This is a genomic window from Nocardiopsis tropica (assembly GCF_042660575.1).
Taxonomy (GTDB): domain Bacteria; phylum Actinomycetota; class Actinomycetes; order Streptosporangiales; family Streptosporangiaceae; genus Nocardiopsis; species Nocardiopsis tropica.
The window spans coordinates 206385-219999 of record NZ_JBHSUF010000001.1; the positions used below are offsets into that span (position 1 = coordinate 206385).

Sequence of the window (13615 nt, forward strand, 5' to 3'; positions counted from 1 at the left end):
GGACGGCGCGAGGACGCCCGCCGGCGCAGCCGCGGTCAGCGGTGGGTGTGGTTCACCCAGGCCTCGGGGTCCTCCGCCAGCGTACGCACCGCCTCGGGCAGCTCGTTCGTCACCAGGTGCTGGAGGTTGACCCCCTCCAGGATGGCGCGCTCGCTGGCGCGCAGCGCGATCCACACCTGTTGCAGGCTGCGGGCCGCGCCGTCGTAGTCCACGTGCTCGGGGCGTTCCCCGCGCACGTTGGCGAGCGGCCCGTCGACCGCTCGGATGATGTCGGCGAGAGAGATCTCCGCCGCTGGTCGGGCCAGCCAGTAACCGCCGACGGGGCCGCGTTGGCTGCGCACCAGCCCGGCACGGCGTAGCTGGGTGAGGATGTTCTCTAGGAATTTTCCGGGGATGGCCTGAGCGCGTGCTAGCTGCTCGGCCGTCACCGGCCCGTCGCCGGCGACAGCGAGTTCCGCTGCCGCGCGAAGCGCGTAATCGACCCGGGCTGAAAGGCGCATGCTGTGATTATGCCGTGGTTAGAAGGGCGAATGGGGCACCGGGCGCCGGCAGGTGTGCCGACGGACCGGGATGCTACAGGCCAAGGGTACTTCTCCTACCGGGTTTCGGGGACACCGGCGGTGTCCCTCCCCGGCGACCGCGCTCCGGGTTCCCGTGCGTCCGGCGGCGGGACGCGGCGGACCGAGTGAACGGAGCCGGCCCGGCCCCGCCGTGCGGCGGGACCGGGCCGGGAGCGCCGGACCCCGGGGGAGCGGGGCCTCAGCTCACGCCGGGGGCGGGCGCGCCCACGGCGCCCCCCAGCAGTTCGGCCGCGCTCAGGCCGTTCACGTGCGCGGCCCCGTAGGTGCTCACGTAGGCGCCGCAGTCGGGTCGCCAGATGGGAAGGCCCATCTCCACCACCACGGCCCCGGGACGGGCGTCGAGCAGGCGGCTCACGAGCGCCCGGGCCTCCGGGTAGCGGTGCGCGTCCCTCACGACGACCACCAGGTCGCGCCCCCGGGCGCCGGCGATGAGCCGGTCCGCCTGGGCGGCGTCGGGGGCGACGCGCTCCGAGCCGGGGAACCAGGGGGCCAGCCCCCAGGGGACCTCGCCCACGGCCATGCCGGCGGGGGCGTCCACCTCGACCACGAACGGGTCGCTCAGGGGCGGCAGGTCGCCGTCCACGCGCACGGCGCGGCGGGCCCCGGCCAGCCCGACGGGCTCGTCGGCGGGGGCGGCCGCCCTGCGCGCGGACGTCTCGCGGATCCAGGTGCGCAGGCGCGCGTTCCGCTCGGCGGCCTCCTCCAGGCGCTGCCCGGGGAGGCGGCCCTCGCGCACCGCGGTGACCAGCGCGGCGCGGATCAGCTCGATCTGGTCCTCGTAGACCCGGCGCCCCAGGCACAGCAGGTCGACACCGGCGGCCACGGCGAGCACGCTCGCCTCCGGGATGCCGATCCGGCCGCTGACGCCGTCCATGTCCATGGCGTCGCTGACCACGGTGCCCCGGAAGCCCAGCTCGTCGCGGAGGAGGTCGTTGAGGATGTGCGGCGCGAGCGTGGCCGGGCCCTCGCCGCCCAGGCCGGGCAGCTCGATGTGCGCGGTCAGGATCGACTGCACGCCGGCCTCCACGGCCGCGCGGAAGGGGAGCAGCTCGCGGCGGTGCAGGAGGTCGGCGTCGGCCTCCACGCGGGGCAGCGTGTGGTGGGAGTCCTGGGAGGTGGCGCCGTGGCCGGGGAAGTGCTTGGCGCAGGCGGCCACGCCGGCGGCCTGGAGGCCGATCACGGCGGCCGCCGCGTGGCGGGCCACCAGTTCGGCGTCGGAGCCGAAGGACCGGGTGCCGATCACGGGGTTGTCGTCGGCGACGTTGACGTCCACCGAGGGCGCCAGGTCCAGGTTGAAGCCCAGGGCGGCGAGGCGGTCGCCCATCGAGCGGTGGGTGTCGCGGGTCAGGTCCGGGTCGTCCACCGCGCCCAGGGCCGCGTTGCCCGGGTAGTCGCTGCCGCGCGCCTGGCCGATGCGGGTGACGTCGCCGCCCTCCTCGTCCAGCGAGATCAGCGGGGTGTCCGTGGCCTCGGACAGGGCCGCGTTCAGCGCGGTCACCTGTTCGGGTGTGTCCAGGTTGTTGTGGAACAGGCAGACGCCGGAGATGCCGTCCGCCAGACCCTCCAGGACCCAGCGAGGGGCGTGGTAGGACTCGAAGGGCACCAGCAGCGTGGCGTTGGCCAGACGCGCCAGGGTCGGGTCGTACGGCATGACGAGCTCCGTTCGGTGAGCATAGGGGTGCCCGGGAGGTCACCACTGGAGCCGGCGGCTCCCCATCGGGGTGGTGAGGGCGACATTCGGGCAGACGGGTGGCGGGAACACGGGTAGGGAAGCGGTGCGGCGGGCGTGCCCGGGCGGGGCCCGCGGCGCCGGCCGCGGTCCCGCCCGGGGTGGGGCCCGGTCAGCCCTTGACGGCTCCCATGGTCAGACCGGAGACCATGCGCCGCTGGACGAACAGGAAGAAGACCATCACGGGGATGGTCAGCAGGGTGGAGGCCGCCATGATCGGTCCCCACTCGGTGCCGAACCGGCCGAAGTAGTACGACAGGGTCAGGGGCAGCGTGTAGTGGTCCGTGCTGCGGCCCAGGAACGTCAGCGCGACGATGAACTCGTTCCAGGCGGTGATGAACGCGAAGATGCTCGCGGCGACCAGGCCCGGCGCGACCAGCGGCATCAGGATGCGCCAGAAGATGGTCCAGGCGCTGGCGCCGTCGATGGCCGCGGCCTCCTCCAGCTCCTTGGGCACCGCCGCGACGAACCCGCGCAGCATCATGATCGTGATCGGCAGGGAGACGGCCGTGTAGACGATGAGCAGGCCGGACAGGTTGCCGAGCAGCTGCACGCCGCTGGCGTCGGACAGCTGGCGGAAGTTGAGGAAGATCGAGATGATCATCGCTTCCATCGGCACCATCTGGATGATCATCAGCAGGATGATGAACGCGGTGCGCAGCTTGAACCGGAAGCGGGCGACGGCCACCGCCGCGAGCAGCGACAGGAACGCTCCCATGCCCACGGCGAAGAGCGTCACGACGAGGCTGTTGCCCAGGAACTGCCAGAAGTTCACACCCGGGATGAGCTGGCCGTTGACGACCCGGTCGAAGTGCTCCAGGGTCGGCGCGCTCGGGAACAGGGTCTGGTTCCGGGTGAAGATCTCGCCCACCGGCTTGAAGGCCGTGACGACCATCCAGTACACCGGGAAGACCGAGAAGAGGAACACCGCGATCCCGGCCAGGTACAGCGGCAGGGAGCGCAGGCGGCGCAGCGGGCTGCGGCGGTAGACGCGCTCGGCGCCCCGGCGGCGCCCGGCTCCGGATCCGCCGGTCGCGGTGGTGGCGGCCCGGGCGGAGGGGCCGGCGGTGTTGTCGATCGCGGTCATCGGGTCTCCCCCTGGCGGATCATGATGCGCAGGTAGTACGCGGTGACTCCGAGGATCATCACGGTCATGACCACCGCGATCGCCGAGCCCATGCCGTAGTTGGCCGGGCTGGCGCTGAACCCCTGCTGGTAGATGTAGTACGAGAGCAGGTAGACGTCCTGGTTCTGGAAGCTGTTCGCCAGGATGTACAGCTGGGTGAACACCCTCAGGTCCCAGATGATCTGGAGGACGAGCAGCAGGGCGAACAGCGGGCGCAGCATCGGGAACGTGACGTTCCAGAAGGCCTTCCAGGCGCTCGCGCCGTCCATCCGCGCGGCCTCGTACAGCTCGTTCGGGATGCTCTTGAGCCCGGCGAGGACGGAGACGGCCACGAACGGGAAGGACTGCCAGACGATCACCATGATCAGGACCGAGAACAGCGAGCCCGGTTCGAGGAACCAGTTGTACTCCAGCCATCCGCTGCCCACCAGCCAGTCCGGCATCCGGTCGAGGACGACGTTGACCAGGCCGCGCTCGGGCAGGAACAGCCAGCGGAAGACCAGCGACGCGCTCAGCGCGGGGGTGGCCCAGGCGAGCATCATGCCGATGGACACGAACCCGGCGAACCACTTGGGCATCTTGTGGAGCAGCAGGCCCACGAGGGTGCCCAGCACCATCGTGATGCCGACCATCAGCACGCAGACCACGACCGTGTTGCGCAGGATCGTCCAGAACGTGGGGTCGGTCAGCAGCTGCTGGTAGTGGGCGAAGCCGTTCCATTCCGGGCCGGGCTGGTTCGGAAGGAGGTTGCGTGTGGTGAAACTCGTGAGCGAGTACCACACCATCTGCACGATCGGCCAGAGCAGCACGACCGCGAGGAGGATCAGTGCCGGGGTGATGAGCAGGTACGGAGCGGGAGTTCTGCGGCGGCGCGGCGCGGTCTCGTCGGAGGCCGGTGCGACGGCCTCCTCGTCCCCGCGCGGTTTCGCCGGTTCGACGGTGTGTGCCATGGTCTTCTCAATCGAGGCGTGGGCCGACCGCGGCGGGCGGGGTCCGGGAGGGACCCCGCCCGCGCACGGCTCTGCACAGTGGGGTGGAGAGGACTACTCGACCGGCTCGTTGAGGATCGAGGCCAGTTCCTCGTTGGCGGCGCCCAGGACCTCCTCGGCGTCACCGCCGCGGACGATGTCCAGGACGGCGCCGGGCAGGATCTTGCTGTCCTGGTCGGCCGCGGTCCAGCGCGGGGTGGTCGGGAAGAAGCGGGTGTTCTGCATCTGCGTGGCGGCCGCCGCGCGCTCCGGGTCCTCCTGGTACTCGGGGGTCTCCAGGAGAGCCGGGTAGGCGGGGAAGAAGCCGGCGACGTCGGCGTAGCCCTTGCCGCCCTCCTCGTCACCGAGGACGGTGAGGAGGTCGAAGGCCTCGTCGGGGTGCTCGGTGGTGGTGAAGACCGTCAGGGCGGAACCGCCCGCGAAGACGGGGGCGATGCCGTCGGCGCCGGGGATCGGGGCGGAGGCGATGTTCTCCAGGACCGCCGGGTCCTCGGCCTGCTCCTCCATGGAGCCCAGGGCCCAGCCGCCGTCGATGTACATGCCCAGCTCGCTGTTGGCCATGTCGGCCAGGGCGACGAGCTCGTTCTCGCCGACGTAGCCCTGCGGGGAGATGCCGTCGGTGGTCAGGCTCGCGTAGAACTCGACGGCCTCGACGGTGGCGGGGTCGGTCAGGTTGCCCTCCCACGTGTCGCCGTTCTGGGTCGCGATCTCACCGCCGTTGCTCCAGATGAAGCTGGCGATGCCGTTGGTGAAGTCGGTCGGAGCGGCGAAGCCGGGGACGTCGTACTCCTCCTGGATGGCCTCGGAGACCTCGACGAGCTCGTCCCAGGTGGCGGGGGGCTCGTGCCCGAGCTCCCGCAGCCAGTCGGCGCGGTAGTAGAGGGTGCGGACGCCGGAGAACCACGGGACGCCGTACTGCACGCCCTCGTAGGTGCCGTACTCCAGGGCGTTCTCGTCGATGCCCGCGGCGGCGTCCCAGCCGCCGACCTGCTCGCTGATGTCGAGGAGGGCGCCCTGCGCGGCCCAGCCGGCCACCTGGTCGTTGCCGACCTCCAGGACGTCGGGGGCGTCACCGCCGGCGAGGGCGTTGGTGATGGACTCCTGCGCGTCGGGCCAGGGGATGAACTCGACGTCGACCTCGACACCGGGGTGGGTCTCCTGGAAGCGGGCCTCGGCGTTGTCGAAGTACTCGACGAGGGGGTCCTGCGAGGTGCCCATGACCCAGACGGTCAGGCTCTCGGCCTCACCGCCGCTGGAGTCGTCGGAACCGCCGCCGCAGGCGGCGGCGAGCAGGACTACGGCCGTGGCCGCTGCGATCTTGGGGAACCTCATGTGTACCTATTCTCCCTTCGCACCACGCGCCGGGGATTCGACGCCTGTGCTCAAGCCGGGCTGGGATGATGGAACGATCACCCACCGACTCGACGTCTCTGTGGGGGTTGTGCTGGGATAGCACGTTGGCCGCCCCGCCGGCGCGGGTACCGGAGGGCCCGAAATTAACGCGGACCTGCCAGGACGTGACCTCTTGTGAGGTTGTGAGCTAAATTAACAGGAAACTTTCCTAATAAAAACAGGGTGAGGTGTCACGGTTATGTCTCAACGTCCGGGGACTCCCCGGCTGCTACGCCAGCTCAACGACCGCGCGGCACTGGAGCTACTCCTGTCCGCGGGGCCCTTGACCAGGACGCAGCTGGGAACGCGGACCGGCCTGTCCAAGGTGACCGCCTCCCAGCTGCTCGCGCGGCTGGAGGAACGGGACCTGGTACGCGTCGTCGGCAGTCAGGCGGGGGGCCGGGGCCCCAACGCCGCCCTCTACGCGGTGGTTCCGGAGAGCGCCTACGTGGCGGCCCTCGACGTGAGCGCCCACTCGGTGACCGCGACGATCGCCGACATCACGGGGCGGGTGATGAGCGAGGTGACCGTCGACCCGAGCGCCTCCGACGACCCGGTGTCCCTCGTCCACACCGCCGTCATGCGGTTGGCGGACACGGCCGGGGTCCCCCTCGACAGGGTGCGCGCGTGCGTCATCGGCACACCGGGCGTCGTCGACCCGCGCACCGGCGACATCCGCTTCTCCTTCGACCTGATCTCCTGGCACGAGGGCATTCTGGAGGCGCTGCGGGCCGACCTCAAGCGCTCGGTCATGATCGAGAACGACGTCAACCTGGCTGCCCTGGCCGAGCACGCCGAGGGGGCCGCCGTGGGGGTCGACGAGTTCGTCCTCATCTGGCTCAGCGCGGCGGGCGGCGTGGGCATGTCCACCATGATCGACGGCCGCATCCACCGGGGCCGCTCCGGCGGAGCGGGGGAGATCGGCTACCTGCCGGTCCCCGGCGCGCCGATGCCGGTCGACGTCGGGCTGTCCGGCGGCTACGAGTCCCTGCGGGACGGTGCGACCAGGGAACTGCCCCACGGGTTCCAGGCACTGGTCAAGGCGGGACAGGTGGTGCAGCTCGCGGCGGAGTACGGGATCGACGGCGCCGACGTCGTGGACGTGGTGGAGAAGGCCTCGGCGGCCGGATCGCCCGAGGGCGACGCGTTCCTGGACGCCTTCGCCGAGCGCCTGGCGCGGGGGGTGGCGGCGGTCAGCGTCATCCTCGACCCCGGGCTCGTGGTCCTGGGCGGCGACGTCGCCCGGGCCGGAGGCGCCAAACTGGCCGAGAGGGTCCAGGCGGCCGCCGCCCGCATCGCCCCCAACGCCACCGAGGTCGGCCTGGGCCTGGTCGAGGGCAGCCCCGTGGTGCGCGGCGCCCTCCTGCACGCGCTCGAACGCGCCCGCGACGACGTGTTCTCCTCGACCGTCTGACCCGCGCTCCGCCGGCCGCCGTGTCCCCGACCCTCCTCACCCGTCGGGGCACGGCGGCCGACGCGTGTCCGGGGCCGGGGAACGGCACCGGCACGGGGCCCGGGATCAGAGCACGGGCTCGAACGAGTCCAGCACCGCGTCCACGAGGTCCCCGTACACGGGCAGGTCCGCCGCGGGGATGTCGGCCTGGACGAGGTACCCGCGGCCCTCCTCCTCGATGACGGTGTACTGCCAGACCGTCCACCGGTCGGGTTCGTCCCAGCCGATGTGGGTGTAGGTCAGCTCCAGGCGGGTCGTGTCCCACCCGGGCGGGGCCGACGCGTCCTCCTCCAGGGAGATCCTGCGCACGGTACTTCCTCCCGAGGCGAGGAAGTCCGCCTCCCACTCCTCCACCTGCTCCCGTGAGGTGGGCACGTCGGCGCCGTACCTGTGGACGTCGAAGCAGAACGTGTGTGCACCGCCCGGCGCCGTGATGGTCCGGAAGACGAGGGTCGGCGACCTCTCGTCCGTGGACTCGACGCGCGGTCCCTCGACCTCCCACCCCTCGGGGTACCGGAGGGTCGCGTACTCCCCGGCGAGCTCGACGAGGGCGGGGGCCTCGGCCGCGGCGGAGGGGGAGCCGGTCGCCGCCGGGGCCGCCGCCTGCGCGAGGGGAGCCCCCGGACCGAACGCGAGCAGGGAGCCCGCGACCGCCGTGACGGCCACCAGGCTCAGGCCGATCATCACCGCGCCCTGCGCCCGGCTGCCGGGGGGATGGGGAGGGCGGTCCCCTTCCGTCGCGGTCGTCGCGGGCTCCTTGGCCGGGGGCCGGTGGGGGGAGGGAACGGCGTCGGGACTCGGCACGGGGGCCTCCGGTGCGAGGGGGGACACGGGATCGTGAGTCTACGGCGTGTCGCGCGGACGCTCCCGGCCGGTACGGCGCCCGCGCCGTCCGGCCCGGGGTCCGCTGCGGTCCGCCGCGCGCGGGCCCGGGCCGGACGGGGCGTTCAGGGGCCGGAGGAGAGGGGGCGCTCCATCACCACGCGCGGCAGGACGCCGATCCCGGCCCGCTCCTCCGCCTCCCACACCTGTTCCAGCGCCGGACCCCAGTCGGCGCGGGGCACGACGGAGAACCCCCGCGCCGCGTACCAGGGGCCGTTCCACGGCAGGTCGCGGAACGTGGTGAGGGTGAGGCGCGCGTGTCCGGCGGACGCGGCCCCGCCGCACACCGCCTCCAGCAGCGCCGAGCCCGCGCCGCGCCGTCCGTGGGCGGGGTGGACGGCGAGCTGTTCCAGGTGGGGGCCCTCGCCGACGGTCACGGTCGCGGCCAGGCCGACGACCGGCCCGCCCCCCGGTGCGCACGCCACCAGGACCTCCTCCACGTGCGCGAGCATCTCCCGCGGGTCGTCCGGCGGGAGCACCACGCCGGCGTCGGCGAAGACCGTGTCCGCCGCCAGGGACACCTCCACCACGCGCGGCTCGTCCTCCGGCCGCATCGGCCGGACCTCCAGGTCCACGAACGCCTCCCCTCCGTGCCGGCCGGGCACCTGCCGGCCGAGGGCCATTGTGGACCCGCCCCCGCCGTGCGGCAACGGGTTTGCGCGCGGTCAGGGCCGCAGGCGCAGCCCCTTGGGGGTGACGTGGAACCCGGCCGACACCAGGGCGGCGTCCACAGAGGTCCCGAAGACCTCGGTCCCGTCCGAGCGCTCCACGGTCAGCGCGCCCAGGGCGCCCTCCCGCACCACCCCGGCCAGCGCCCGTGCGGCCCGTTCCAGCAGGTCCGGGGGCGAGCCGAACGTGAGGACGGAGCGCCCTCCCCTTCCCACGTAGAGGGTCGGGCGGCCGCCGTCGACCACCACCACCGCACCCGGGTTCCGGCCCGGACGCGACGCCGAGTCCTCGGGGCCCCTCGGCCACGGCAGGTCCGTGCCGAACGGGTTGGCCGGGTCGGTCGCCGCCAGCACCACCGGCGCGAGCGCCCCGCCGGGGGCGTCCCCGGACAGCGCGCGCAAGCGGTCCACCGCCCCCGCCAGCGCGAACTGGGCCCCGCCCAGCCCCTCCACGAAGTAGCCGCGGCGCGCCCGCCCGGACTCCTCCATGGACCGCAGCACCCGGTACTCCTCCTGGGAGACGTTGCGTCCCTGCCACCCCCTCACCAGCAGGCCCGCGCGCTCCAGCCGGGCCTCCACCCGGGCCAGCGCGCGCCGGGTGGGGTCGGGCTCCCGCTCGGGCAGCACCCACCAGCGGCCCGCAGCCGAGGGAGGCCCCGACCGGGTCGGCAGCACCGGCCGCCGCACACGCCCCGCGCGCGAGGGGGCCCTGCGCGGCGCCGTTCCCGCGCCCAGCCGGGCGCGCAGCGGGGCGAGCGTGTCGTTGGTGACCAGCCCGTCCCACACCAGCGCCCACAGCGCGTCCACCAGGTCCCTGTCGGTGACCGCCGCGGCGCCCAGAGCGCGGGCGGCCCGGTCGGCCACGTCCCGGAAGAACAGGGCCCCGCCCTCCCGCAGCGCCTCCAGCACGGTGTGCGGCAGGGTCCCCTCGTCGGGGAGCAGGGGGTCGGGCAGCAGCACCGCCGCCTCGTCCGCCGGGACCAGCGTCAGCCACCCGTCCTCGCCGGGCAGGGTTCCGACCCCGGCCCAGACCACCTCTCCCGCCTGGGTCAGCTCGTCCAGGCGGTTCGGGGCGTACCCCTCGACCCGGGCGGGCAGCACCAGCGACTCCAGGGACGAGGCCGCGACCGGAGCGCCCCGCAACGACTCCACCGCCTCGAACACGGCGTCCGGCCCGCGCCACCGCTCGGAGGGGGTCGCACGCTGCCACATCGGCGCGAACCTGGCGAGGACGGCCGGGTCCACGGGCTCCACCTCCCGGCGCAGGCGCGCGATCGAACCGCGCCTCAGCCTCCGGAGCACGTCGGCGTCGCACCACTCGGTGACAGCCCCTCCCGTCCGCGGGGCCCCGCCGCCGGCGGACGGCGGGGGAGCGCTTCCCTCCGGCCGGAACCCGCCCTGGGCCACCCTGCCCTCGCGCGCCAGGACGCGCAGCACCCCCAGGACCCCGTCCTCGGGCAGGCCGAGCCGCTCCGCGGCCTCGGCGGCGGTGAACGGACCGTGCGTGCGGGCGTACCGGGACACGAGGTCGCGCCGGGCGTCCGCCACCGGTTCGAGCAGGGCGGCGGGCACCCCCGGCGGGGGCTCGGCGCCCAGGGCGTCGCGCAGCCGCGCCACGTCCTCCACCGCGCACCAGCGCCCGGCCGCGCCGGGCCGGTCCCCCGGGCAGCGCATCCGCACGATCCGGCCCTCGGCCGCCAACCCCTCCAGCCACGCCTCCTCCACACCCCGCACGGCCGCCTCCCCCGTCGTCAGCGGTCCCACCTCGCGCAGCAGGTCCGCCGCGCCCTCGGCGTCCCGCACCGGGGCGGCGGTCCGCTGGAGCAGGGCGCCGACGTGCTCCACCACGTCGGGGTCGAGCAGGTCCCGCAGGTCGGCGTGGCCCAGGAGGTCGGCCAGCAGGGACGGGTCCAGGGTGAGGGCCTGCGCGCGCACCTCGGCGGCCGGGGCGTCGCCCTCGTACAGGAACGCCGCCGTGTACTCCATCAGCAGCGACTGCGCGAACGGCGACGCGCGCTCCGTGCGCACCTCCACCACCCGGGTCCGCCTCGCACGGAGGTCGCGGAGCACCTCCACCAGCGCGGGCACGTCGAACACGTCGCGAAGGCACTCGCGCACCGTCTCCAGCACGATCGGGAACGACCCGTACCGCCCCGCCACCGACAGCAGGTGCGAGGCCCGCAGCCTCTGCTGCCACAGCGGCATCCGCCGGTCCGGGCGCTGGCGGGGGAGCAGCAGGGCCCGCGCCGCGCACTCCCGGAACCGGGAGGCGAACAGGGCCGAACCGGTCAGCTCGTCGGTGACGACCCCCTCCACCGTCTCGGGGTCCAGCGCCACCAGGTCGGCCAGCCCGCCCGCCCGGTCGAGCGCCTCGGAGTCGGGCAGCCGCAGCACGATCCCGTCGTCGCCGTGCACCACCTGGGCGTCCGCCCCGAACCGCTCCCGCACCCGGGCCGCGATCGCCAGCGCCCACGGCGCGTGGACCCGGGCCCCGAGCGGCGAGTGGACCACCGCGCGCCAGTCGCCGACCTGGTCGCGGAAGCGCTCGACCACGACCGTCCGCTCGTCCGGCACCTGGCCGGTGGCCCACCGCTGGTCGGCGACGTAGGACACCAGGTTCCGGGCGGCCCAGCGGTCCAGTCCGGCTCCCTCGGCCAGGGCCAGCGCCTCCTCCGGGCCGGAGTCGGCGAGCTGCCTGGTCATGGCGCCGATCGCGCGGCCCAGCTCCACCGGGCGGCCCTGGGCGTCGGCCTTCCAGAACGGCATCCGGCCCGGTCTGCCCGGCGCCGGGGAGACCAGGACCCGGTCGGCGGTGATCGCCTCGATCCGCCACGACGTGGAGCCCAGCACGAACACGTCGCCGACGCGCGACTCGTAGACCATCTCCTCGTCCAGCTCGCCGACCCTGGTGGGCGCCCTGCCCCCCTCCTGCCCCGCGAGGTGCACGCCGTACAGGCCGCGGTCGGGGATGGTGCCGCCGCTGATCACGGCCAGCCGCTGCGCCCCCGGCCGCGCGCGCAGGACGTCCGCCTCCCGGTCCCACACGACGCGCGGGCGCAGCTCGGCGAACTCGTCCGAGGGGTAGCGGCCCGAGAGCATGTCCAGGACCGACTCCAGCACGGAGTCGGCCAGGTCGGCGAACGGGGCCGCCCGCCGCACCAGGGCGGCCAGCTCGGCCACCGGCCAGTCGTCCATGGCCACCATCGCCACGATGTGCTGGGACAGCACGTCCAGCGGGTTGAGCGGCATCTCCAGCCGTTCGATGCCGCCCGCGCGCATGCGTTCGGCGACCACGGTCGTCGCCAGCAGGTCCCCCCGGAACTGGGGGAGGAACACGCCCTGCGAGGTCTCGCCGACCCGGTGCCCGGCCCGCCCGACCCTCTGCAGCCCGCTGGCGACCGACGGCGGCGCGGCCACCTGGACCACGAGGTCGACCGCGCCCATGTCCACGCCCAGCTCCAGGCTGGAGGTGGCCACCACGCAGCGCAGGCGCCCCGCCTTGAGGTCGTCCTCGATCAGCGCCCGCTCGGCCTTGGACATCGAGCCGTGGTGGGCGCGCGCCACCACCGCCTCCCCGCCCCTGCTCTGGCCGGACTGGCCCATGACCTGCGCGGCCGGCCCCTCCGGCGGGAGCTCGGATCCGTGCCGCTCCGCGTACAGGTCGTTGACGCGGGCGCACAGCTTCTCGGCCGTGCGCCTGCCGTTGGTGAAGACGATCGTGGACCGGTGGGACTCGACGAGGTCCAGGACCCGGCGCTCGACGTGCGGCCAGATGGACCCTCCCCGACGGGTTCCGGTGCCGCGCGGGTCCGGCTCCGGGAGCTTCCCGGCGTCGTCGGCGCGGGGCCGGGGGGCGAGCGGCCCGGGGCGTCCGGGGGGAGCGTCCCCGCCGAGCCCCTCCGCGTCCGGGTCCCCGGGGAGCGGCGCGGGCTCCGCGCCCGTCTCCTCCGGGGCGCCGGGCGGCAGGGCCGCCGCCTCCGGGGCGTCGGGCTCCTCCATGTCGGGGACGGGCACCACCACGCGCAGGTCCAGGCCGGGGGAGTCGGGCGGGCAGACGATCGCGGCTCCGCCGAGGAACCCGGCGACGAGCTCGGGCGGGCGCACGGTCGCCGACAGGCCGATCCGCTGCGCGGGCCGCTCCAGCAGGGCCTCCAGCCGTTCCAGGCTCAGCGCCAGGTGGGCCCCGCGCTTGGTGCCCGCCAGGGCGTGCACCTCGTCCACGATCACCGTCTCCACCCCCGAGAGCCCTTCGCGGGCGCGCGAGGTGAGCACGAGGAACAGCGACTCGGGCGTCGTGATGAGGACGTCCGGAGGACGGGTGGCGAGCCTGCGCCGCTCGTCGGCGGGGGTGTCCCCGGTGCGCACGCCCACGGTGACCGGGGACAGTTCCCGGCCCGCGGCGCCGGCCGCGGCCGCGATCCCCGCGAGGGGGACGCGCAGGTTGCGCTCCACGTCCGCGGCCAGCGCCTTGAGCGGGGAGACGTAGAGCACGCGGCACCGCCTGGAGCGGTCCTCGGGAGGGGGAGAGGTGAGCAGGCGGTCCAGGGACCACAGGAACGCGGAGAGGGTCTTGCCCGACCCCGTCGGGGCCACCACGAGCGTGTTGCTCCCCCCGGCGACGGACTCCCAGGCGCCCGCCTGCGCCGGGGTCGGGCCGGCGGGGAAGGCCTGGTCGAACCAGGTCCGCGTGGCCGGTCCGAAGCGTTCGAGGGGATGCGACACACGACTCATCCCGCCAGTGTGCCCGCCGCGGGGGACAGAACGGCGGAAGGGCCGCGGCGGGCGCGCCGATCCC

At 74.3% G+C, this 13615-nt stretch carries 9 protein-coding genes; 1 reads left to right on the forward strand and 8 read right to left on the reverse strand.

Features of this window, described 5'->3' with window-relative positions:
• Positions 1–35: 35 nt before the first annotated feature.
• The 5 genes from ACFQBR_RS00875 to ACFQBR_RS00895 form a co-directional block, all read right to left on the reverse strand.
• Positions 36–500 (reverse strand): RrF2 family transcriptional regulator, encoded by a 465-nt coding sequence (locus tag ACFQBR_RS00875; RefSeq protein ID WP_267946029.1) that lies wholly within the window; start codon positions 498–500, stop codon positions 36–38.
• 259 nt (positions 501–759) lie between these two features.
• On the reverse strand, positions 760–2232 hold the full coding sequence (locus ACFQBR_RS00880) for a glycoside hydrolase family 3 protein (protein WP_344184294.1): 1473 nt from the start codon (positions 2230–2232) through the stop codon (positions 760–762).
• 190 nt (positions 2233–2422) lie between these two features.
• Positions 2423–3397, reverse strand: a complete 975-nt coding sequence (locus ACFQBR_RS00885; protein WP_344184293.1) for a carbohydrate ABC transporter permease — start codon at positions 3395–3397, stop codon at positions 2423–2425.
• A complete protein-coding gene (locus tag ACFQBR_RS00890) occupies positions 3394–4386 on the reverse strand; it encodes a carbohydrate ABC transporter permease (protein WP_267946026.1) in 993 nt (330 codons plus the stop codon). The genes ACFQBR_RS00885 and ACFQBR_RS00890 overlap by 4 nt, the downstream gene beginning before the upstream one ends.
• Positions 4387–4479: 93 nt before the next feature.
• Complete coding sequence (locus ACFQBR_RS00895; protein WP_352982873.1) at positions 4480–5757, reverse strand: extracellular solute-binding protein; 1278 nt, start codon at positions 5755–5757, stop codon at positions 4480–4482.
• Positions 5758–6016: 259 nt separating this feature from the next.
• On the opposite strand from ACFQBR_RS00895, the gene ACFQBR_RS00900 reads away from it, so the two are divergent.
• Positions 6017–7231, forward strand: a complete 1215-nt coding sequence (locus tag ACFQBR_RS00900; protein WP_344184291.1) for an ROK family transcriptional regulator — start codon at positions 6017–6019, stop codon at positions 7229–7231.
• A gap of 105 nt (positions 7232–7336) precedes the next feature.
• Here the strand turns inward: ACFQBR_RS00900 and ACFQBR_RS00905 are convergent, their stop codons facing one another.
• The 3 genes from ACFQBR_RS00905 to ACFQBR_RS00915 all read right to left on the reverse strand — a co-directional run bounded on the left by ACFQBR_RS00905 (position 7337) and on the right by ACFQBR_RS00915 (position 13551).
• Complete coding sequence (locus ACFQBR_RS00905) at positions 7337–8074, reverse strand: hypothetical protein (protein WP_344184290.1); 738 nt, start codon at positions 8072–8074, stop codon at positions 7337–7339.
• Between the two features lie 143 nt (positions 8075–8217).
• Positions 8218–8706, reverse strand: coding sequence for a GNAT family N-acetyltransferase (locus ACFQBR_RS00910; protein ID WP_344184300.1), 489 nt, complete (start codon positions 8704–8706; stop codon positions 8218–8220).
• 111 nt (positions 8707–8817) lie between these two features.
• The gene (locus ACFQBR_RS00915; protein ID WP_344184289.1) at positions 8818–13551 is read right to left on the reverse strand and encodes a DEAD/DEAH box helicase; all 4734 of its coding nucleotides are present in this window, start codon (positions 13549–13551) and stop codon (positions 8818–8820) included.
• Positions 13552–13615: the final 64 nt, after the last annotated feature.